Origin of the sequence: Kaistia granuli DSM 23481, from assembly GCF_000380505.1 — a bacterium.
In the GTDB taxonomy this organism is placed as follows: Bacteria; Pseudomonadota; Alphaproteobacteria; order Rhizobiales; family Kaistiaceae; genus Kaistia; species Kaistia granuli.
This window is the reverse complement of record NZ_AQYH01000005.1, coordinates 127,002-147,963: the sequence shown is the minus strand read 5'-3', so window position 1 is coordinate 147,963 and position 20,962 is coordinate 127,002. Positions and strand designations below refer to the sequence as shown.

Genomic DNA, 20,962 nt, shown 5'->3' with positions numbered 1-20,962 from the left:
CGCGACCGGAACGGCCGCGTTCGTCACCACGACTTCGATTTCGAGACGCCCGCTCCTTAGAGCGAACGCTTGATTTCCTCGACGCGGTAGCACTCGATGACGTCGCCAGCGCGCATGTCTTCGTACTTCTCGAAGGCCATACCGCATTCCTGGCCCGCCGGCACTTCCTTGACTTCGTCCTTGAAGCGCTTGAGCGTCGACAGCTTGCCGTCGTGAATGACGACGTTGTCGCGGATGAGGCGGACATTGGCGCCGCGCTCGACCGTGCCGTCGGTGACGCGGCAACCCGCGACCTTGCCGACCTTCGAGATGTTGAACACCTCGAGGATCTCGGCATTGCCGAGCATCGTCTCGCGCCGCTCCGGCGTCAGCAGTCCGGACATCGCCGCCTTCACGTCATCCACGAGGTCGTAGATGATGTTGTAGTAGCGGATCTCGATGCCTTCGCGCTCGGACACGTCGCGCGCCTGCTTGTTGGCGCGGACGTTGAAGCCGATGATCGCCGCGTTCGACGTCGCCGCGAGGGTGACATCGGATTCCGTGACGCCGCCGACACCCGACAGGATGATGCGAGCCTGGACCTCGTCGGTGCCAAGTGCCTCCAGCGCGCCGGCGATGGCCTCGACCGAACCCTGCACGTCACCCTTGATGACGAGCGGGAATTCCTTGAGGCCAGCGCTCTGACGCTGGTTCATCATTTCGGCGAGCGAGCCGCGAGCCGTCGTCTGACGGGCCACTGCCTTCTCGCGCTTCTGACGGGCGCGATAGTCCGCGATTTCACGGGCACGGGCTTCCGTCTCGACAACCGCGAAGCGGTCACCGGCGGCCGGCGCGCCCTGGAAGCCCAGGACCTCGACCGGTGTCGACGGCTGTGCCTCGGTCATCGCGGTGCCGCGATCGTCGAGAAGGGCGCGGACACGGCCCCACTCCGAACCGGCGACGACGATGTCGCCCGGACGCAGCGTACCGCGCTGGACGAGGACGGTCGCGACCGGGCCGCGGCCCTTGTCGAGCTTGGCTTCAATGACCGTGCCTTCCGCATCGCGGTTGGGATCGGCCTTGAGGTCGAGCACTTCCGACTGCAGCAGGATCGTCTCGAGCAGCTTGTCGAGATTGGCGCCCGTCTTGGCGGAAACCTCGACGTCCAGCGTCTCGCCGCCCATCGACTCGACGAACACCTCGTGCTGCAGCAGTTCCGTCCGGACCCGGGTCGGGTCAGCCGACGGCTTGTCGATCTTGTTGATCGCCACGATGATCGGCACCCCAGCGGCGCGAGCATGGTTGATCGCCTCGATCGTCTGCGGCATCACGCCGTCGTCGGCGGCCACGACCAGGATCACGATATCCGTCGACTTGGCGCCACGGGAACGCATCGCCGTGAAGGCGGCGTGACCGGGCGTGTCGATGAAGGTGATCTTCTGGCCGTTCTGCTCGACCTGGTAGGCGCCGATATGCTGGGTGATGCCACCGGCTTCGCCCGTCTGCACATTGGTCTTGCGGATCGCATCGAGCAACGACGTCTTGCCATGGTCGACATGGCCCATGATCGTGACGACCGGCGGACGCGACACGAGATCGCCTTCCGTATCCGGCGTATCGAACAGGCCTTCCTCGACGTCCGACTCGGCGACGCGGCGAACCGTGTGGCCCATGTCCTCGGCAATGATCTGCGCCATGTCGGCATCGATCACGTCCGTGGCCTTGAGCAACTGGCCCTGCTTCATCAGCAGCTTGATCACGTCGACGGCGCGTTCCGACATGCGGTTCGCCAGATCGCCGATGGTGATCGTCTCGGGCACGGTGACCTCGCGAGAAACCTTCTCGCGCGGACCCTGCGACATGTGACGGTTGCGTTCGCGCTCGCGGCGACGGCGAACCGAGGCCAGCGACCGTTCCCGCTCGGAATCGTTCAGCGCGTTGGAAAGCGTCAGGCGGCCACGCGGCTTGCCTTCTTCCTTCTTGACCGGCTTCGGATCGACGGCCTTCGGACGCTTGGCGGTCGAAGGACGGAGGCCGCCGGAGCGATCCTCCTCGTCGGCGCCGCGGCCGGCCGGGCGGGCGCCCGGAGCGGAGGTGCGCTGGACCGGCTTCTCGGTCGCGTTCGGATCGCGCTGCGTCGGAGCCGGAGCGTTGCGGCCGGCCGGCTGGGCAGCGGCGGGCTGCCGCGCGGCCGGAGCCTCGTTGGCGCCGAGACGACGGCGGGCCGTGTCCTCGGTCTTTTCGCGAAGCGCGGCCTCGGCGGCCCGACGAGCATCTTCCTCGGCCTGACGCTTGGCAGCCTCTTCCCGCTCCTTGGCGAGACGGACTTCCTCTTCGGCGCGACGGATCGCGTCGATCTCGGCCTGACGACGCTCTTCCGCATCGCGGACGCGGGCATCGGCGAGCGCCTTGGCGCGGGCATCGAGCTCATCGGTCGAGAGCTGACGCAGGACCATGCCGGAGCGTCCACCCTGCGGACGCGGCGACTGGACCGGCGCAGCCGGTCCCTGGCGCGACGGCGCCGAGGACTGGATGGGCTTGACCGACGAGGTCGGCGAAGGAGCCGGCGACGGACGCGGGGCTACGGGAGCGGCAGCAGCCGGCTCGCCCTTGCCATGCATCAGAACCCGCTTCTTCTTCTCGACGACAACGGTGTTGGTCCGGCCATGCGAAAAGCTCTGGCGCACGGTTCCGCGCTCCGGATCGCGGCCCTTGAGGCTCAGTGTCTTCTTCGCGCCGCCAAGATCCTTGTCGCCGCTATTGTTCGTATCGTTCATTCGGTCTTCTGTCCTGCGGGGTCTTCGGCCATTGCCGACACGTTCGGTTCACGCACTTGCGGCGCGTCGATCGCGCCAACGTCATCGCCAATAGCAACGAGCCCGTCTTCACCCAGAAAACAGGCGAGCGCGGCGACACGCTCTATCACATTTTCGCTCGCCCGGCCCGCGAGCAGAGCAGCATGTATCACATTTGACCGGCCCAATGCCAAATCCAATTGCTCCGATCGAAAGATACGGATCACCGGAACGGCACCAGCCCTGCCAAAACGGCGTTTCAAGGCCGCGTCGATCTTCTGCCGGCCATCGTCGCCGGCCTCTTGCGCCTGGACGATGCCAACCACCGCGTCTCGCGCGATGGCCGTCTCGACCTTGGCGAAGCCGGTGACGATTTCACCGGCCTTCCTTGCGAAGGAGACAGCCTGCAAGGCCGAATCCTCCATCAGCTTCTCAACTCGTCCGGCGAGGTCCGGTTCAACCTTGACCTCTTCCTTGAAGCCGCGGCTGAAGAGCCGCTTCTTCTCCGCCAGGGCCACCATCTCGGCGCGGGCCGTAACCCAGACGCCGCGGCCCGGCAGCCGGTGCCGGAGATCGGGGACGACCCGACCCTCCGGGTCGAGCACAAATCGGATCAGTTGCTCGGACGGCATCGTCTCACGCGAGACGATGCAGCTGCGTGTCGTGGGTTCGCTCTTACGCGGCAAATCGTTTCTCCGCGGTCAGAGTGCTCTCAGGCCTCAGCCTCTTCGCCCTCGGCGCTTGCTTCCTGCTCAGCCGCAGCTTCCTCTTCTGTAATCCAGCCCGCCTTGACGCGGGCCGTCATGATCATGTTCTCGGCGTCGCTGCGGGTCAGGCTGAAGCCGTCGAGGACACCGCCATGACGGGTCGTCTCGCCTTCGTTCCGCTCCGCCCAGCCGACCAGGTCGTCCGGCACATAGCCGGCAAAGTCCTCAATCGTCTTGACGCCGTCCTTGCCGAGCGCGACCAACATGGAGCTGGTGAGGCCCGGAATTTCCTTGAGCTCATCGGTGACGCCGAGCGTCTTGCGCTCTTCGTCATGCTCGGCCTCGAGCTTGTCGAGATAGTCGCGGGCGCGCTGCTGCAGCTCGGCGGCCGTCTCGTCGTCGAAGCCTTCGATCGAAGCCAGTTCCTCGGGCTCGACGAAAGCGATTTCCTCGAGCGAGGCGAAACCTTCGGAGGCAAGCAGCTGGCCGACGACTTCGTCGGCATCCAGCGCCGTGTTGAACAGAGACGACCGCTCCTGGAATTCCTTCTGGCGGCGCTCGGATTCTTCCTGCTCGGTCAGGATGTCGATATCCCAACCCGTGAGCTGCGAGGCGAGGCGGACATTCTGTCCGCGACGGCCGATCGCCAGGGATAGTTGGTCATCCGGGACGACAACTTCAATACGCGCGGCCTCTTCGTCGAGCACGACCTTGGCGACTTCCGCCGGCTGCAGCGCGTTGACGATGAAGGTGGCGGCGTCCTGCGACCACGGAATGATGTCGATCTTCTCGCCCTGGAGCTCGTTGACGACCGCCTGGACACGAGAGCCGCGCATACCGACGCAGGCGCCGACCGGATCGATCGAGCTGTCGCGCGAGATCACGGCCATCTTGGCGCGTGAACCCGGATCGCGGGCGACCGACTTCACCTCGATGATGCCGTCGTAGATCTCCGGCACTTCCTGGGCAAACAGCTTGGCCATGAACTGCGGATGGGTACGCGACAGGAAGATCTGCGGCCCGCGCTGCTCGCGGCGGACGTCGTAGACATAGGCGCGGATGCGATCGCCATAGCGGAACGCCTCGCGCGGGATCATCTCGTCGCGGCGGACGATACCTTCGCCCCGGCCGAGATCGACGATCACATTGCCGTATTCGACGCGCTTGACCGAGCCGTTGATGATTTCGCCGATACGATCCTTGAACTCGTCGAACTGGCGATCGCGCTCGGCCTCGCGGACCTTCTGCACGATGACCTGCTTGGCCGACTGCGCCGCGATGCGGCCGAAATCCATCGGCGGCAAGGCTTCGGCGATATAGTCGCCGACGCGGGCGGCCGGATTCTGGTCCGTCGCCAGCTCGAGCGAAATCTCGACGGCGGGGTTCTCGACGGTATCGACGACCTGGAGCAGGCGCTGCAGCCGGATCTCGCCCGTCTTCGGGTTGATCTCGGCGCGCACGTCGGTTTCCGAACCGTAGCGCGAACGGGCCGCCTTCTGGATCGCATCTTCCATAGCCGCGATCACGATCTGCCGATCGATTACCTTCTCGCGGGCGACCGCGTCGGCGATCTGCAGAAGTTCGAGGCGGTTGGCGCTGACTGCCATCGTCCTGTCTCCGTTAACCTGAACTGGTTGCCGGCGCCGCGATCACGCGTCGCTGGTCTCATCCGTTAAGTCATTGTCGTCCACGCCTTCGACGCGCTGGAGGCGCTTGGCCTCGCGCAGCGTCTCGGCGACCAGGGCATCGGTCATGACCAGCCTGGCATCGGTGATGGTATCGAGCGGCAGCAGAACCCGGTCGGGTGCGCCTTCCGGCGCATCCTCGAGCTTCAGCCCCGTCGCGTCCCCGTCGAGACCGAGCAGCACGCCACGATAGCGCTTGCGGCCCTCGACGGGCGCGCCCAGCTCGATCTTGACGGTGTGGCCGGCCCAGCGGGCGAAATCCGAACGGCGAACCAGCGGCCGGTCGATACCGGGCGAGGACACTTCCAGATGGTAGGCGGCAGCGACCGGATCCTCGACGTCGAGGGCGGGCGAGATGTTGCGGCTGATCGCGCCGCAGTCCTCGACCGTCATCGAGCCGTCCGGCCGTTCGGCCATGACCTGCACCGTCTGGCCATTGCGGCTGGAAATCTTGACGCGCACCAAGCGGTAGCCAAGCCCTTCGATGATGGGCTCGACGATCGCCGCGACATGGGCGTCGAGCCCCGTCTCCGTGACGATGCGGGCTTCGTTTTCCGGGGCAATGTCCGCCAAATGGATACTCCGTGCCTGATCTCGTAGGGTGCGTTCGACCGGAGCGGGCCCGGAGGTCCACTCTCTCTTACGAACCGATCGTTTGAGATGATGAGAGGCGTATAGGCCCAGAAGCGCTGGAATGCAAGCAAAAGCGGCTTGGCCGCCGATCGCGGGCGATGCGAGCCGGCGGTCGGCCGACGGATCGGATCCGCCGGCGGCCGTCGCGATGGGCCTCAGCGCCGCTCGAAGGTCAGGTAGGTGCCCTGGCGGCCTTCGCGGAACGCCTTCTGCTCGTAGCGCGTTCCCGGCCATCCGGCCCAGGGCTGGCGCCAATCGTCGGCGTCGCGCGCCGTCCAGCGGAATTCCTCGTGGTCGCGGACATGCAGGAGCGTCCACTCGACATAGGATTCGATGTCGGAGGCGAAGCGGAACTGGCCCCCGGGCCGCAGCACGCGCGCAAAGCGGGTGAGGTTCTTCTCGGAGACGAAGCGGCGCTTCCAGTGCCTGAACTTCGGCCACGGATCGGGATAGAGCAGGTCGATCGCCGCGAGGCTCGCCGGCGGCAGCCAGTCGAGCAGCTCGGCAGCGTCCCGATCGAACAGCCGGACATTGGTCAGGCCGCCGGCGGCGATCGCCGACGCGGCCTTGGCCATGCCGTTGACGAAGGGCTCGACCCCGATGCGACCGACGGTCGGCTCGGTGGTCGCCCGATGGACGAGATGCTCGCCGCCGCCGAAGCCGATCTCGAGCACGACGTCACCGACATCGGCCTCGAACAGTTCCGCCAGCGCCGGCGGCGCCGGTCGGGAGAGGTCGACGCGGAGATGGGCAAGCACATCGGCGAGGGTTTCGGCCTGACCGGCGCGGAGATTGTGCCCCTTGCGCCGGCCATAGAAGGAATCGCGCCTGAACGCGTGGTCCGGAGTGGTCACAGCGATTTGCGGATCGTTTCCACGAGGTCGGTCCGCTCCCAGGAGAAGCCGCCATCCTCTTCCGGCGCCCGGCCGAAATGGCCATAGGCGGCGGTGCGGGCATAGATCGGCCGGTTGAGCTGGAGATGTTCGCGGATGCCGCGCGGCGACAGGTCCATGACCTCGGCCAGGACCTTCTCGACGCGCGCTTCCTCGACCTTGCCGGTACCGTGCAGGTCGACATAGATCGACAGCGGCTGCGACACGCCGATGGCGTAGGAGAGCTGGATCGTGCAGCGTTCGGCAGCGCCGGCGGCGACGACGTTCTTGGCCAGATAGCGGGCGGCATAGGCGGCGGAACGATCGACCTTGGTCGGATCCTTGCCGGAGAAGGCACCGCCGCCATGCGGGGCCGCGCCGCCATAGGTGTCGACGATGATCTTGCGGCCGGTCAGGCCGGCGTCGCCGTCGGGACCGCCGATGACGAACTTGCCGGTCGGATTGACGTGCCAGATCGTCTTGTCGCCGATCCAGCCCTGCGGCAGGGATTCGCGGATATAGGGCTCGACGATCGAGCGGACGTCGTTCGAGCTCAGATTCTCGTCGAGATGCTGGGTCGAGAGCACGATCTGCGTGACTTCGACGGGCTGGCCGTTCTCGTAGCGGACGGTGACCTGGCTCTTGGCGTCGGGGCCGAGCGCATGCGTCTCGCCGGAGCGGCGCGCCTCGGAGAGACGCTTCAGGATGCGGTGCGCGTAGAAGATCGGCGCCGGCATCAGTTCCGGCGTTTCCGAGCAGGCGTAACCGAACATGATGCCCTGGTCGCCGGCGCCTTCATCCTTGTTGCCGGCGGAATCGACGCCGACGGCAATGTCGACCGACTGCGCATGCAGGTGCACGTCGACCTTGGCCGTCTCCCAATGGAAGCCATCCTGCTCATAGCCGATGTCCTTGATCGCCAGACGGGCGACATGGGACACCAGATCGCGCGTGATCACCGCCGGACCGCGGGTCTCGCCGGCGATCACCACGCGATTGGTGGTGGCCAGGGTTTCGCAGGCGACGCGGAGATGGCTGGGATCCCAGCCCTGCTCCGGCCCGATGCGGAAGAAGGCATCGACGATCTCGTCGGAGATACGGTCACAGACCTTATCGGGATGCCCTTCGGAAACTGACTCACTCGTGAACAGGTAAGACGTTCTCGACACCGAAACGGACCCCGCGCAGAAAATGGCCGGAGCAGGGTGCCCCGGCGAAACTAATTAGCTTTTTTAGCCAGTACGTTCCGTGGGTCAAGCCGCAATGGGCATGACGGCGCCGAACAGCGAGTTCTGGGAATAAACTTTCGTCTCGGGCTCGATTGGCGCGAAAAGCGGCTCAATCTTCCGCTTCGTCGCCGGCGACGGCGCGTACCAGCTCGACGATGCGACGGCGAACCTTGGGATCCTTGATCCGGATGAAGGCCTTGTTCAGCTGCAGGCCCTCGGTGCTGGTGAGAAAATCGGTCACGAAGGCAGCGGGGCGCGACTCGGCAAAGCCACTGTCGTTCGAGGAGCCGGGCGCGTCCTCGAAAAAGAAGGAAACGGGAACTTCCAAAACCTGGGCGATATGCTGCAGCCGGCTCGCGCCGATGCGGTTGGTGCCCTTCTCGTATTTCTGGATCTGCTGGAAGGTGATGCCAAGGCTCTCCCCCAGCTTTTCCTGGCTCATCCCCTGCATCATGCGGCGGAGCCGAACTCGCCCACCCACATGCGTATCAACGGGATTGGGCTGCTTCTTGTTAGCCATCAAGGGCTTCTTCTCCTAGACCCATGCAACACATCCCAGACCGGAAAGAGCGATGCTCTGACAAGTCCGCGTGCCTGCACTCACTTCCGGCGACTACCGCCGATTACACAAGCCCCGCCCTGCCCGCAAAATGCAACTACACCTTCAGCGTGTCAATTGGGCTGTTTAGTCCGGGTGAAACTGCCAGTAGAACCCACAACCCATGCCAGTATGATCAAGGCGAAATAGAGGTGGTCACGATAATTTGAATAAATGGTTGCTGACAGCGCACTCGGCAGCGGGCCATCCAAGACGCCAAACGACCCGACACCGAGCGTTGCGATAAGGTTGCCATAAGGATCTATGATTGCTGATATTCCAGAGTTGGCTGCTCTTGCGACGGGCAAGCCTTCCTCTACGGCACGGACGGCGGCCTGATGAAGGTGCTGCCAAGGGCCCGGCGTGTCGCCGAACCAGCCGTCATTGGTCACATTGACCAGCCAGCCGGGCCGATTTTCGACATCAATAGCCGCGCCGGGGAAGATGATCTCATAACATATCAGGGAACCAAAGGATGGCGCTCCCGGCACGCCCAGCGTCACTGCCCGGCTGCCGGCGTCGAAGCCCCCGGGCAAGGCCACCATCTGGCGGAGGCCGATGCGACGAAACAGGCCTTCGAACGGCAGGTATTCCCCAAAAGGAACCAGGTGAACCTTGTCGTAGCTGGCGCGAATCGCGCCGCTGGAATCAATCATCTGCAGGCTGTTGAAGACCCGCACCTCGTCGTCCTCGCCCGGGCCCGCCTCGGCCCGCGCGGCTCCGGTGATCAGTGTCGTGCCTTCCGGTAACAGAGCACCGATCGTCGCCAGCGCGTTCGGCTTTTCCGCGAGCAGGAACGGGAAGGCTGTCTCCGGCCAGATCAGATGGGTGAAGGGCGCCGGCTCGCCTTCCTGCATGCCGGTGGCGCTCAGGCTCAGATAGCGCCCGAGGATCTCGTCGTCCCGGCCCGAGGCCCATTTCTCGTCCTGCGCGATCACCGGCTGGACGAGGCGAAGCCGCACGCCGGGGACCATCGCCGGCGCCGCCGTGGCGAGACGCCAGGCGCCAAAACCGAGATCGGCGAGGAACAGGGCCGCCAGCACGGCGAAGGCGCAACGATCGGCGAAACGGTTGCCGTTGGCCCAACCGAGCAGCAGCACGGGCGCCGCGAAGACGAGAAAAGCCAGCAGCGTCACGCCCCAGACGCCGACCAGCGACGCCACCTGCATCATCAGCGGCACCGGCATCAGCGTGTAGCCGAAGGCGTTCCACGGAAAGCCGGTGAACAGGTGGCCCCGGCCATATTCGGCGAGGCTGAGCAGCACGGCGAGGATGACGATGCGCGACCAGCCTGGCCGCCAGAACAGGCGCGCCACGCCGGCGCCGACGCCCCAGAACAGCGCCAGCCCGGCCGGCAGGGCCAGCACGGCCAGCGGCATCAGCCAGGCGAAGGCGGCGGCGTCGACGAGAAAGGCGGCGCCGATCCACCAGAGGCCGCCGACGAAATAGCCGAAGCCGAAGCTCCAGCCGGTCACGAAGCCGGGCCAGGCCCGCGCCCGCCACGAGGCGCCGGCGCGGCTGGTGGCCCCGTCCATCAGCAGGACGAAGACGGGCAGCGTCAGCCAGAGGACGGGAAACCAGCCGAGCGGCGGCAAGGCCAGCGCCGACAGCGCACCGGCCGCGATCGCCGTCAACTGACGCGACCAGCCCGAGGTCAGGAACCGAAGCGGGTCAACGGCCGGCGCGGCCGGAATGTTAGCGCGAAGAGCCATGGCCTCCCGGATCGCCAATCAACGAAGCGGCGCGACAGGAGCCTCTCGCCGTTTCACCGAAACGGCAGCGGCTCCGACGCCTTGCTGGGTCGCGTCTTCCGCCCGCGAACCGGACCCCCACCTCGCTTGGAAAACACGCTAGAGGGATGCGGGAGACCGGGGCGGCGGTCAAGCCGCCGCGGCGTCCGCCCGGCGGATGCGCAGGCGCTTGACCCGGCGCGGATCGGACTCAAGGATCTCGAATTCCAGCCCGCCCGGCACGTCGATCCGTTCGCCGGTCGAGGGAATGCGGCCGAGAAGCGTGAAGACCAGGCCACCCAGCGTGTCGACATCGTCATGCTCGGAGCCGAGATCCAGCCTTGTGCCGAGCACCTGCTCGAGGTCATCGAGATCGGCGCGGGCGTCGGCGAGATAGGCCCCGTCCGGCTCCTGCGTAATCATCGGCGCTTCGTCGTCATGCTCGTCCTCGATATCGCCGAAGACGATCTCGACAACATCCTCGAGCGAGACGAGCCCGTCGGTGCCGCCATATTCGTCGATGACGACGGCCATCTGCACCCGCTTCGCCTGCATGGTCGACAGCAGCGTCGTCGCATGCATGGAAGGCGGCACGAACAGGACCTCGCGGACGACCGATGTCTGCGACAGGCCGACATCGAGATCGACCCGGCTGAGATCGAGACCGCTCGCGGTGGTCGCCACCGTCATCATGTAGTCCATCAGGTCCTTGATATGGACCATGCCGATCGGATCATCGAGCGTCTCGCGATAGACCGGCATGCGCGAATGGCCGGAATCGCGGAAGGCGGCCAGCGCCTCGCCGATCGTCTTGTCGACGTCGAGGGCGAGGATATCGGCGCGCGGGATCATCACGTCGTCGACGCGGACCTCGCGCAGCTTGAGGATGTTGCGCAGCATGCGCCGTTCCCCGGCCGAGAAGGTGTCATCCTCCTCACCAGCGTCCAGCGCGTCCTCTATGTCATCGCGGAGGGAGCCGGCGACCTTGAGGCCCACGGCCTGGCGGATGCGATCCAGCCAGCTTTCCGGCGCACGTTCGACCTCGCGCAACTCCGGCGCGGAGGTCTGACTACTCGGAGGTTCAGGGTTCGATTCAGCGCTCGAACCGGGCGTCTCAGTATCACTCATCGTCCGTCGTTTTCAGTGGTTTCGCGGTCGCCGCCATCACAGTGCCGGTTCGGCATAGGGGTCGGCGATGCCAAGGCGTGCCAGGATTTCCGTCTCGAGAGACTCCATGCGTTCCGCCTCGTCATCCTCCAGATGATCATGCCCGAAGAGGTGAAGCAACCCGTGCACCACCAGATGGGTCAGATGGTCCTCGAACGCCAGCCCCTGCTCGGCAGCTTCGGCGACCACTGTTTCACGTGCAACGACGATGTCGCCGAGCAGCGGTCCGAACAGTTTGGAGTCCGGCGGGCTGCCCGGGAAGGACAGCACATTGGTTGGCTTGTCCTTGTCGCGATAGTCGGCATTGAGCTGGCGCACATGCTCGTCATCGGTGAAGACGACCGACAATTCCGAGCCCTTGACGGCCGGCAGCCGGCCGACGGCGAAGCTCGCCTCGACGGCCTGCGCCACGACGCGCGCCAGGCCGTCCTCGTCCGGCCAGTCTCCGGCCTCGACCAGCAGATCGATGGCGATCGGCAGGGTATCGCCGCTCATGCCGGTCCTCCCGCGCGCGGGAGGCGCGCCGGCTGGGTCGGCCGGGGCGGCGCCCGATCATAGGCCCGGACGATGCGGCCGACCAGCGGATGACGCACCACGTCGACATCCGTGAACTTGATCTGGACGATGCCCGGCACGTCGCGCAACAGGTCGCTCGCCTCGGCAAGGCCCGAGATCTGGCCCGGCGGCAGATCGACCTGGGTCGGATCGCCGGTGACAATCATGCGGGATCCCTCGCCCAGCCGGGTCAGGAACATCTTCATCTGCATCGAGGTGGTGTTCTGCGCCTCGTCAAGGATGACGACGGCATTGGCCAGCGTCCTGCCGCGCATGAAGGCGAGCGGGGCGACTTCGATCATGCCGGAGGTGAGGCCGCGCTCGACCTTGTCGGGCGGCATCATGTCGTAGAGCGCGTCGTAGAGCGGACGGAGATAGGGGTCGACCTTCTCCTTCATGTCGCCGGGCAGGAAGCCGAGCCGCTCGCCCGCCTCGACGGCGGGACGCGACAGGATCAGGCGCGAGACGTCGCCGCGTTCGATCAGCGCCGCGGCATAGGCGACGGCGAGATAGGTCTTGCCGGTGCCGGCCGGGCCCATGCCGAACACCAGCTCGGCCCGGTCCATGGCGCGGATATAGGCGTCCTGGGCCGGGTTGCGCGCCATCACGGTGCGGCGGCGGGTCGAGATCTGCGCCATGGCGAGCCGGCCCTTCGGCTCCAGGCTCGGCAGGGAGAGCTGTTCGTCGTCGGCGATCGCCATGCGGATGGCGCCCTCGACATCGGCCGGGCCGACCTCATGCCCCTGCTGCAGGCGGACATAGAGCAGGTCGAGCGCCAGCCGCGCCTGCGCGCAGGCATCGGGGCGGCCGCGGATCGTCACCTGGTTGCCACGCGCCACCGCCTCGACGCCGAGCTTCTGCTCGATGATGGCGAGGTTCTGGTCGAACTGGCCCAGCAACTCGCTCGCCAACCGATTGTCGTCGAAGGCGATCACCACATGGGCGAGATCGGAGGCATGCGCCATGTCGGCGCCTCGGCCAGCCGGCTGCCCGGGCGGCGTGTGGGAGCGTGCATTCACGAAAGGACCTCCACGAAATGGCTTTCCCTTGTCGACGTTGGAACGGACTCGGCCAGCGTGCCGAACAGCGAATTCGAGCCGAGGCTGTCGATGGTGACTCGGCCGATCGTGCCGATGCGGTCGGCGGGACCGTCGACCAGCACGGCCTGCAGGAAGGGTGAACGGCCCATGAGCTGGCCGGGAAGCCGGCCGGGCTTCTCGAACAGAATATCCAGCGTCTCGCCGACCTTGGACCGGTTGAACGCCGTCTGCTGGTCGAGGATCAGCGCCTGCAGGCGCTGCAGCCGTTCCGACATCACCGCCTCTTCGACGTGGTCGTCATGGCCGGCGGCGGGCGTGCCGGGGCGCGGGCTGTATTTGAACGAATAGGCGGCCGCATAGCCGACCGTCTCGACCAGCCGCATCGTCGCCTCGAAATCGGCATCGGTCTCGCCCGGGAAGCCGACGATGAAGTCGGAGGAGAGGGCGATGTCGGTGCGGGCGTCGCGAATGCGGTCGACGAGGCGGAGATAGTCGTCCGCCTTATGCTTGCGGTTCATCGCCGCGAGGATCCGGTCGGAACCGGCCTGCACGGGCAGATGCAGATAGGGCATCAGCGCCGGCAGGTCGCGATGCGCCGCGATCAGGCTCGATTCCATGTCGCGCGGATGGCTGGTCGTGTAGCGCAGCCGGTCGAGGCCCGGGATCTCGGCGAGGCGGAACAGCAGTTCGCCAAGGCCCCATTCGCGGCCGTCGGTGCCGACGCCGTGCCAGGCGTTAACGTTCTGGCCGAGCAGCGTCACCTCGCGGACGCCGGCATCGGCCAGCCGCTCCGCTTCCTCGACGATCTTGGCGACCGGGCGCGACACCTCGGCGCCGCGCGTATAGGGAACCACGCAGAAGGTGCAGAACTTGTCGCAGCCTTCCTGGATGGTCAGGAACGCCGTGACGCCGCGCGCCCGCGTCCGCTCCTTCGAGGCGGCCGGCAGGCGGTCGAACTTCTCGGCGATGGCGAATTCGGTCTCGATCGCCCGCTTGCCGCCGGCGACGTCGCGCAAGAGCTGCGGCAGGTGCTGGTACGATTGCGGCCCGACGACGAGATCGACCGCCGGCGCCCGACGCGCGATCTCCTGGCCTTCCGCCTGGGCGACGCAGCCGGCGACGCCGATCGTGACGCGACGGCCGTTGCGCGCCGCCTCTTCCTTCATCACGCGCAGGCGCCCGAGCTCGGAATACACCTTCTCGGCCGCCTTCTCGCGGATATGACAGGTATTGAGGAGGACGAGGTCGGCGTTGTCGACGCTGTCGGTCGCTTCGTAGCCATCGCTGGCCAGCGCGTCGGTCATACGATCGGAATCGTAGACGTTCATCTGGCAGCCATAGGTCTTGATGAAGACGCGCTTCTTTTCCTGGGTTCCGGTCATTGATCCGGTTATCTACCGCCACGGTTTGGCTCTGGCATGATCGCCCGCGACGGAACCTGCCGTCGCCCGCCCTTCCTAGCCGCTTTCTGCGCCGCTGAGAATAGCGGCCTCCGGTGACGCTGTCGTGACCGTGATGTTCTTGAGGCCGCGCGCCCGGACCGAGCGCACCAGCGCCCGCACTTCCGCCTCGGCCTGGGCGGTCACCTGCTTGCGATCGGCATCCGGCCCGAAGATGATCGGCGTGCCGAACGCCACCACCGCGTCGATGGCGCCGATGTCGATCAGCGCCGCCAGATGCGGGGCGAGATCCATGTGACCGTGCCAGGCGATCTCGGCCATGCGCGAGCGATCGATCGGCAGGCCCTGGAAGCCGACATAGACGATGGCGACTGGCTGGATCGTGATCGGCGCGTCGGCGCCGCTCGCCTCGCGCGCCGCGCCGACCAGAGCGCTGCGGAACGGCAGCACGCTGATGCCGTCACCGGTGGTGCCCTCGGCGAACAGCACGAGCGCCTCGCCGCCGGCGAGCCGCGCCGCGATGGCGCTGTTCGAGGCGGCCGTCGCCGTGCGGCGGGTGCGGTCGATGAAGACGCTGCGCTGCAGCCGCGCGAGCCACTTCACCACCGGCCAGCCGCCGACCTCGCTCTTGGCGATGAAGGAGACCGGCAGCAGACTACCGAGCGTGACGATGTCGACCCAGGAGACGTGGTTGGAGACGATCAGCAGCGGCCGGTCGCCGGCCGGCTCGCCCTCGATGCGGACCCGGAGACCGAGCGCGCGCGCCGCGGCGCGCTGCCACCACATCGGCACGCGGGCGGCGAGGCGCGGACGAAAGCGCATCGCGAACAACTGCACCGGCAGGAGGACCAGCGTCACCAGCAGCAGATAGACCAGGACACCGCCGCGCCGGAGCCAGCGCATCAGTTGCCGCCCTTGGCGCCCTTGGCAGACTTGTCGTCGATCGGCACGGCATAGAGCTCGAGCCGATGGTCGACAAGCCGGTAGCCGAGCCGCTTGGCGATCAGTTCCTGCAGCGCCTCGATCTCCTCGCTGCGGAATTCGATGACGTCGCCGCTGCGCAGGTCGATCAGGTGGTCGTGATGCTCTTCCGAGACCATCTCGTAACGGCTGCGGCCATCGCGGAAATCATGCCGCTCGATCATGCCGGCGTCCTCGAACAGCTTGACCGTGCGATAGACGGTCGAGATCGAGATGCGCGGATCGATCGCCGAGGCGCGGCGGTAGACCTCCTCGACATCGGGATGATCGGTCGCGACATCGAGCACGCGAGCGATGATGCGGCGCTGCTCGGTCATGCGCATGCCCTTCTCGACGCAAGCGTCTTCGAGGGTCGTCGAATGCTGAAGCTCTGGCGTCACACTCATCTCCTGCCCCACCCTGATTCAAAAATCCTGCTCAACGGAGTTGCAATCGCAAGACCAGCGCCGTGCCACCCGGCCCCTTGCCGTCGCTATAGTAGCCCTTTCGCCGGCCGACTTCGACAAATCCGAGCGACTGGTACAGGCCGACCGCGCTGCGATTGCCTTCATCGACCTCGAGAAAGATCTCCGGCACCAGATCGCGGTAGAGGCAGCGCAGCGCCTCCTCCATCAGCTGGCGGCCATAGCCCCGCCCGCGGCTCGACGGCGCGACGGCGATCGTCAGCACCTCGGCCTGGTCGGCGACCGTGCGGATGAGGATGAAGCCGTGCGGCCGCCGGGCGCCGAACAGGGTCTCGCGCCGCAGCACCAGGCTGAACACCGTATCATCGGCGATCAGCCCCTCGATCTCGTCGGCGCTCCAGCCGCGCCGGAAGCCGGCGGCATGGATTTCGACCAGGGCCTCGGTATCGGCCGGTTCCGCCGCATCGATGATGATCCGCGGGCGCAACAGCAAATCCATCATTGGCGCTGAATTCCCTTGTGCAGCTGGGGCTGGGCATCGGGTGGCTTGATGTAGAGCGGCTTCGGCGGATGATCCGCCGGATCGAGCGTCGCTCCGCGCGCCAGCAGAATGGCGATATCCGGCGCCGACCGCGCATGCACGACCCGCTCCGGCTGTTCCAGCCGCGGCGCCCCGGCCCCGGCGAGATCGGCGCCCGAACGCGCCGCCAGCTCGGCGAAGTGCGCGATCGAGCCGAGCGACGCCTCGTCGAGCGGATGCAGGGTCGCTGAAAAGAGCTGGCCGTAGAGTTCGTCGCCGCGCGCCGGCAGCAGCGCCAGGATCGGTTGGCGGCGATCCGCCGGCCGTTCGCGCGCCGCGAGCGCGGCGTGGCTTTCCAGCGTGCTGACGCCAACGACCGGGATCCGATGGACGAGCGCGAGCCCGCGCGCCGCCGAGATGCCAACGCGCAGCCCGGTGAACGAGCCGGGACCGACCGAGACGACGATGCGGGACAGCGATCCCGCCGAGACGCCCGCCTCGTCCAGCACGGCCGCGATCTCGGGCATCAGCAACTCGGCGTGGCCCTTGCCGATCGTCTCGACGCGCAGGAAGACGGCCCCGCCGGCTTCAAGTCCGACGGAGCAATTCTCGAGAGCGGTATCGATGGCGAGCAGGGTCATGGACCCCGGATAGTGCGAGAGAGCCGCGCTGTCGAGCGTTCCCGATCAGGAAACGGCCTCAACCTCGCGCACTTCAGGTACGAAGTGACGCAGCAGGTTCTGGATTCCGTGCTTCAGCGTCGCCGTCGAGGACGGGCAACCCGAGCAGGAGCCGCGCATGTTGAGATAGACGACACCGTCCCGGAAACCCTGGAAGGTGATGTCGCCGCCATCCTGCGCCACGGCCGGACGGACGCGCGTCTCGATCAGCTCCTTGATGGTGTCGACCAGCTCGGCATCGCCCTCGTCGAAGAATTCCGCCTCGTCGCTCGAATGCGGCTTCAGCGTCGCCATGACCGGAACGCCGGCCATGAAATGCTCCATGATCGCGCCGAGAATGGCCGGCTTCATGTGCTGCCACTCGCCGTCCTTCTTGGTCACGCTGATGAAGTCATGCCCGAGGAACACGCCGGCGACGCCGTTGACGGCGAACAGGCGCTCGGCCAGCGGCGACCGGCCGGCATCGTCCGCGTCGCGGAATTCGGCGGTGCTTTCCGGCAAGACAAGCCGACCCGGCAGGAACTTCAAGGTCGACGGATTCGGCGTCGCTTCGGTTTGAATGAACATGATGCGGGCTCCGTGCGATCTTGTTTAGAATATTTCTAGAGAGGCATGTTAGCCAGTGTCGCGCTTCCATCCAAGCGGAATCGCCACCCGACGCCTAAAATCGTAGTCTCAGGGTCAGGTTTCAAGCGATGGCGGCGATGTCGTCGTCGGAAAGCGTGCCGGGCACGATGGTGATCGGCACCGGGAAGGTTGCCGAGAGCTTGCCGGCGATCGAAGACACCAGCGGACCCGGGCCTTCCTTGTCGGTGCCGGCGGCAAGAATGAGGATCGCGATATCCTCGTCCGCCTCGATCAGCGCGGTGATCTGCTCGGCCCGCGTGCCTTCGCGGATGACCATTTCCGGCTCGATCGACGAATGGCGCCTGGCAAGGTCGGCGAATCGGCCGAGCGTCGTCTCGGCCTCCTCCATCGCCTCGGCGCGCATGATGTTCTCGACGCCGATCCAGTGCTGGAAGCCGGACGGTTCGATCACATAGAGCAGGACGAGGGCGCCGCTGGTCCGCTCCGCCCGCCGCGCGCCATAAATGACGGCGCGCGAGCATTCGGGCGTATCGTCGATCACCGCCAGAAACTTGCGGCGGTGACCGGCTTCAGTGCTCTTTCGCTTCATCAGCATGCTGCAATGCTGCCATTGGCCGGCCGGCGCCGCAAGCCGCCGATCCCGCCTTGATGGCGTTACGACTTGCGACGGATGAAGCCGACGACGTCCTTGACGCCGTCGAGGATCGGACGGGCGATCGCATCCGCCCGCGCCGCGCCATCGGCGAGGATGGTGTCGATGTGGCCGGGATCGGCCATCAGGCGGCGCATTTCGCCACCGACGGGGCCGAGCTTCTCGACCGCGAGATCGGCGAGCGCCGGCTTGAAGCCCGAGAATTGCTGGCCGCCGAACTGGCGCAGAACGTCATCCTTGGAAAGGCCGGAGAGGGCCGCGTAGATGCCGACCAGATTGTCCGCTTCCGGACGCCCCTTCAGGCCCTCGACCTCGCCGGGCAGCGGCTCGGCATCGGTCTTCGCCTTGCGGATCTTCTGGGCGATGCCGTCGGCGTCATCGGTCAAATTGATGCGCGAGTAATCGGACGGATCCGACTTCGACATCTTCTTGGTACCGTCGCGCAGCGACATGATGCGGGTCGCAGGTCCCGTGATGACGGGCTCGGTGATCGGGAAATAGGCGTCGCCGAAGCCGTGGGCGGCGATCGACTCGGCATAATCGTTGTTGAACTTCTGCGCGATGTCGCGGGTCAGCTCGAGATGCTGCTTCTGGTCCTCGCCGACCGGCACATGCGTCGCCTGATAGGCGAGGATGTCGGCGGCCATCAGGCTCGGATAGGCGAGCAGACCGAGCGAGGCGTTCTCCTTGTCCTTGCCGGCCTTGTCCTTGAACTGCGTCATGCGGTTCATCCAGCCGATGCGCGCGACGCAGTTGAAGATCCAGGCCAGTTCCGCATGGGCGGAGACCTGGCTCTGGTTGAAGACGACGTTCTTGACCGGGTCGATGCCGGCGGCGACGAAGGCGGCCGTGACCTCGCGGATCTGCCGCGTCAGCTCGGCCGGCTCCTGCCAGACGGTGATCGCGTGCATGTCGACGACGCAATAGATGCACTCGTTCTCGTGCTGCAGGGCGACGAAATTGACGATCGCGCCGAGATAGTTGCCGAGATGCAGATTGCCGGTCGGCTGGACGCCGGAAAAGATGCGCGTCTTGAATTCGGTCATCAGAAACCCCGTTTTTCCGCCGCCTTATCGCGCGGCGGCGTCCATCGCGCAAGCGGCCTGAAATCAACCGCGCCGACGGTTGCGCAGCTTGCCGAGCATGGCGCCGAAATGCACCACGCCCGTCAGCTGGCAGAACAGCGCGAACAGCACCAGGCCGATGGCGCAGATCACCCCCATCGCCACCGCGCGGAACAGGATGCGGTGGTCGGCGAAATAGGGCTCGGCCCACCACGCCGCCAGGAACACCGCGACGCCCATGGCGAGCGCGGCCACCAGCACCATCGGCATGTTGCGCCGGACCTTGGCGTCGAAGACGAAATGGCCGCGCTTGTGCAGCGCCCAGCCGAGCAGGCCGGCATTGACCCAGCCGGAGATGCTGGTGGCGATGGCAATGCCGACATAGGTGAGCGACGGGAACAGCGCCAGCGAGCCGACGATGTTGACCGCGACGCCGACCGCCGCGAACCGCATCGGCGTCTTGGTATCCTCGCGGGCGAAGAAGCCCGGCGAAAACACCTTGATCAGCACGAAGGCCGGCAGGCCGACCGCATAGGCCATCAGCGTATGCGCCGTGGCGATCGTGGCGTCGGGGCCGAACTCGCCGCGCTGGAACAGCACCTGGACGATCGGCTTCGCCAGCACGAACAGCGCGATCGCCGCCGGCAGGGTCAGCGCCATGGCGAATTCGAGGCTGCGGTTCTGCGTGTGGTGGGCGAGATCGTCGCGGCCGCCGCGCAGCTGGCGCGACAGATCCGGCAGCATGACGACGGCGATGGTGGCGCCGACGATGCCGAGCGGCAGCTGGTAGAGGCGGTCGGCATAGCTCAGGATCGCGATCGCGCCCGGCGCGAAGGAGGCGATCATCGTGCCGATGATGATGTTGATCTGGGTGACGCCGCCGGCGATCATGCCCGGCACGGCGAGCCGGGTCAGCTTGCGCACGCCGGCGGTCAGCCGCGGCCAGCGCAGCTTCAGCAGCAGGCCGTTGCGGTGGGCGTCGATGATGACCACGGCGAGCTGCAGCACGCCCCCGACCAGCGTCGCCCAGGAGAGCAGGATGCCCGCCTCGGCGCTGTTTTCGAGCTTCGAGAACAGGATGTAGGCGAGCGCCGCCACCAGCACGACATTGAGCAGGGCCGGTGCCATCGCCGCCGCCATGAAGCGACCGTCGGCGTTCAGCACGCCGCTATAGAGCGCGAGCAGCGAGATCAGCGTCAGATAGGGAAACGAGATCCGCGTCATCAGCACGGCGAGGTCGAATTTCGACGGGTCCGACACGAAGCCCGGCGCCATGATGTACATCAGCGGCACCATGGCGATCAGCGCCACGACGGTGAGCACGACGAGGAAGGCGAACAGCGCCGACAGCGCCTCGGAGCCGAACTGGCGCGCCTCGTCGCGGCCGTCCACCTCCAACTTGCCGGCGAACATCGGCACGAAGGCGGAGGCGAAGGCGCCCTCGGCGAATAGCCGGCGAAACAGGTTCGGGAAGCGGAAGGCCACCATGAAGGCATCCGCCACCGGACCGGTGCCGAGCGCCGCCGCCATGAACATGTCGCGTACGAAACCGATCAGCCGGCTCGACGTCGTCGATCCGCCGACGGTGACGAAATTCTTCAGAAGGGACATGGCGGCCTGGAATGTCTCGGATGAGGCGTGAGCGGCTTGCTTGCTTCAAATCGAGGGCAAAAGGAAGCCCCG

Annotated in this window: 20 protein-coding genes; all 20 read right to left on the bottom strand. The window is 66.4% G+C overall.

Annotated elements, in window-relative coordinates:
* Positions 1-56: 56 nt before the first annotated feature.
* Entirely contained in the window at positions 57-2,756 is a 2,700-nt protein-coding gene (infB, locus tag G342_RS0106345; RefSeq protein ID WP_018182275.1) for a translation initiation factor IF-2, read from the bottom strand.
* Positions 2,753-3,460 carry an RNA-binding protein gene (locus G342_RS23450; protein ID WP_018182274.1) on the bottom strand — a complete coding sequence of 236 codons (708 nt, stop codon included), beginning with the start codon at positions 3,458-3,460 and terminating at the stop codon, positions 2,753-2,755. Before G342_RS23450 ends, infB begins: the two co-directional genes overlap by 4 nt.
* Before the next feature lie 26 nt (positions 3,461-3,486).
* Positions 3,487-5,088, bottom strand: a complete 1,602-nt coding sequence (gene nusA / locus G342_RS0106335) for a transcription termination factor NusA (protein WP_018182273.1) — start codon at positions 5,086-5,088, stop codon at positions 3,487-3,489.
* A gap of 42 nt (positions 5,089-5,130) precedes the next feature.
* Complete coding sequence (rimP, locus tag G342_RS0106330) at positions 5,131-5,739, bottom strand: ribosome maturation factor RimP (RefSeq protein ID WP_018182272.1); 609 nt, start codon at positions 5,737-5,739, stop codon at positions 5,131-5,133.
* Positions 5,740-5,954: 215 nt separating this feature from the next.
* On the bottom strand, positions 5,955-6,653 hold the full coding sequence (trmB, locus tag G342_RS0106325) for a tRNA (guanosine(46)-N7)-methyltransferase TrmB (RefSeq protein ID WP_018182271.1): 699 nt from the start codon (positions 6,651-6,653) through the stop codon (positions 5,955-5,957).
* A complete protein-coding gene (gene metK / locus G342_RS0106320; RefSeq protein WP_018182270.1) occupies positions 6,650-7,840 on the bottom strand; it encodes a methionine adenosyltransferase in 1,191 nt (396 codons plus the stop codon). The genes trmB and metK overlap by 4 nt, the downstream gene beginning before the upstream one ends.
* Positions 7,841-8,009: 169 nt before the next feature.
* Entirely contained in the window at positions 8,010-8,423 is a 414-nt protein-coding gene (locus G342_RS0106315) for a helix-turn-helix domain-containing protein (protein WP_026304181.1), read from the bottom strand.
* Between the two features lie 149 nt (positions 8,424-8,572).
* Positions 8,573-10,210, bottom strand: coding sequence for an apolipoprotein N-acyltransferase (lnt, locus tag G342_RS23445; protein WP_018182268.1), 1,638 nt, complete (start codon positions 10,208-10,210; stop codon positions 8,573-8,575).
* A gap of 168 nt (positions 10,211-10,378) precedes the next feature.
* The gene (locus G342_RS0106305) at positions 10,379-11,278 is read right to left on the bottom strand and encodes a hemolysin family protein (RefSeq protein ID WP_018182267.1); all 900 of its coding nucleotides are present in this window, start codon (positions 11,276-11,278) and stop codon (positions 10,379-10,381) included.
* A 114-nt stretch (positions 11,279-11,392) separates the two neighbouring features.
* Positions 11,393-11,890, bottom strand: a complete 498-nt coding sequence (gene ybeY / locus G342_RS0106300; protein WP_018182266.1) for an rRNA maturation RNase YbeY — start codon at positions 11,888-11,890, stop codon at positions 11,393-11,395.
* Positions 11,887-12,915 carry a PhoH family protein gene (locus tag G342_RS23440; RefSeq protein ID WP_018182265.1) on the bottom strand — a complete coding sequence of 343 codons (1,029 nt, stop codon included), beginning with the start codon at positions 12,913-12,915 and terminating at the stop codon, positions 11,887-11,889. The genes ybeY and G342_RS23440 overlap by 4 nt, the downstream gene beginning before the upstream one ends.
* Before the next feature lie 50 nt (positions 12,916-12,965).
* Positions 12,966-14,372 carry a tRNA (N6-isopentenyl adenosine(37)-C2)-methylthiotransferase MiaB gene (gene miaB, locus G342_RS23435; RefSeq protein ID WP_018182264.1) on the bottom strand — a complete coding sequence of 469 codons (1,407 nt, stop codon included), beginning with the start codon at positions 14,370-14,372 and terminating at the stop codon, positions 12,966-12,968.
* 75 nt (positions 14,373-14,447) lie between these two features.
* A complete protein-coding gene (olsA, locus tag G342_RS23430) occupies positions 14,448-15,293 on the bottom strand; it encodes a lyso-ornithine lipid O-acyltransferase (RefSeq protein ID WP_018182263.1) in 846 nt (281 codons plus the stop codon).
* Positions 15,293-15,757 carry a Fur family transcriptional regulator gene (locus tag G342_RS0106280; protein ID WP_018182262.1) on the bottom strand — a complete coding sequence of 155 codons (465 nt, stop codon included), beginning with the start codon at positions 15,755-15,757 and terminating at the stop codon, positions 15,293-15,295. The genes olsA and G342_RS0106280 overlap by 1 nt, the downstream gene beginning before the upstream one ends.
* 31 nt (positions 15,758-15,788) lie before the next feature.
* The gene (locus tag G342_RS0106275) at positions 15,789-16,277 is read right to left on the bottom strand and encodes a GNAT family N-acetyltransferase (protein ID WP_156830839.1); all 489 of its coding nucleotides are present in this window, start codon (positions 16,275-16,277) and stop codon (positions 15,789-15,791) included.
* Positions 16,274-16,936 carry a tRNA (adenosine(37)-N6)-threonylcarbamoyltransferase complex dimerization subunit type 1 TsaB gene (gene tsaB / locus G342_RS0106270; RefSeq protein WP_018182260.1) on the bottom strand — a complete coding sequence of 221 codons (663 nt, stop codon included), beginning with the start codon at positions 16,934-16,936 and terminating at the stop codon, positions 16,274-16,276. The genes G342_RS0106275 and tsaB overlap by 4 nt, the downstream gene beginning before the upstream one ends.
* A gap of 45 nt (positions 16,937-16,981) precedes the next feature.
* On the bottom strand, positions 16,982-17,542 hold the full coding sequence (locus G342_RS0106265) for a NifU family protein (protein WP_018182259.1): 561 nt from the start codon (positions 17,540-17,542) through the stop codon (positions 16,982-16,984).
* Between the two features lie 121 nt (positions 17,543-17,663).
* Entirely contained in the window at positions 17,664-18,158 is a 495-nt protein-coding gene (locus G342_RS0106260; protein ID WP_018182258.1) for a universal stress protein, read from the bottom strand.
* 59 nt (positions 18,159-18,217) lie between these two features.
* A complete protein-coding gene (gene trpS, locus G342_RS0106255) occupies positions 18,218-19,261 on the bottom strand; it encodes a tryptophan--tRNA ligase (protein WP_018182257.1) in 1,044 nt (347 codons plus the stop codon).
* Positions 19,262-19,324: 63 nt separating this feature from the next.
* A complete protein-coding gene (gene murJ, locus G342_RS0106250) occupies positions 19,325-20,890 on the bottom strand; it encodes a murein biosynthesis integral membrane protein MurJ (protein ID WP_018182256.1) in 1,566 nt (521 codons plus the stop codon).
* Positions 20,891-20,962 lie beyond the last annotated feature (72 nt).

Excerpts from the sequence above, each read along its gene's own strand:
- infB (WP_018182275.1), bottom strand. The coding sequence starts at position 2,756 with ATGAACGATACGAACAATAGCGGCGACAAGGATCTTGGCGGCGCGAAG.
- nusA (WP_018182273.1), bottom strand. The coding sequence starts at position 5,088 with ATGGCAGTCAGCGCCAACCGCCTCGAACTTCTGCAGATCGCCGACGCG.
- lnt (WP_018182268.1), bottom strand. The coding sequence starts at position 10,210 with ATGGCTCTTCGCGCTAACATTCCGGCCGCGCCGGCCGTTGACCCGCTT.
- ybeY (WP_018182266.1), bottom strand. The coding sequence starts at position 11,890 with ATGAGCGGCGATACCCTGCCGATCGCCATCGATCTGCTGGTCGAGGCC.
- G342_RS23440 (WP_018182265.1), bottom strand. The coding sequence starts at position 12,915 with ATGGCGCATGCCTCCGATCTCGCCCATGTGGTGATCGCCTTCGACGAC.
- miaB (WP_018182264.1), bottom strand. The coding sequence starts at position 14,372 with ATGACCGGAACCCAGGAAAAGAAGCGCGTCTTCATCAAGACCTATGGC.
- olsA (WP_018182263.1), bottom strand. The coding sequence starts at position 15,293 with ATGCGCTGGCTCCGGCGCGGCGGTGTCCTGGTCTATCTGCTGCTGGTG.
- G342_RS0106280 (WP_018182262.1), bottom strand. The coding sequence starts at position 15,757 with ATGAGTGTGACGCCAGAGCTTCAGCATTCGACGACCCTCGAAGACGCT.
- G342_RS0106275 (WP_156830839.1), bottom strand. The coding sequence starts at position 16,277 with ATGATGGATTTGCTGTTGCGCCCGCGGATCATCATCGATGCGGCGGAA.
- tsaB (WP_018182260.1), bottom strand. The coding sequence starts at position 16,936 with ATGACCCTGCTCGCCATCGATACCGCTCTCGAGAATTGCTCCGTCGGA.
- G342_RS0106265 (WP_018182259.1), bottom strand. The coding sequence starts at position 17,542 with ATGTTCATTCAAACCGAAGCGACGCCGAATCCGTCGACCTTGAAGTTC.
- G342_RS0106260 (WP_018182258.1), bottom strand. The coding sequence starts at position 18,158 with ATGCTGATGAAGCGAAAGAGCACTGAAGCCGGTCACCGCCGCAAGTTT.
- trpS (WP_018182257.1), bottom strand. The coding sequence starts at position 19,261 with ATGACCGAATTCAAGACGCGCATCTTTTCCGGCGTCCAGCCGACCGGC.
- murJ (WP_018182256.1), bottom strand. The coding sequence starts at position 20,890 with ATGTCCCTTCTGAAGAATTTCGTCACCGTCGGCGGATCGACGACGTCG.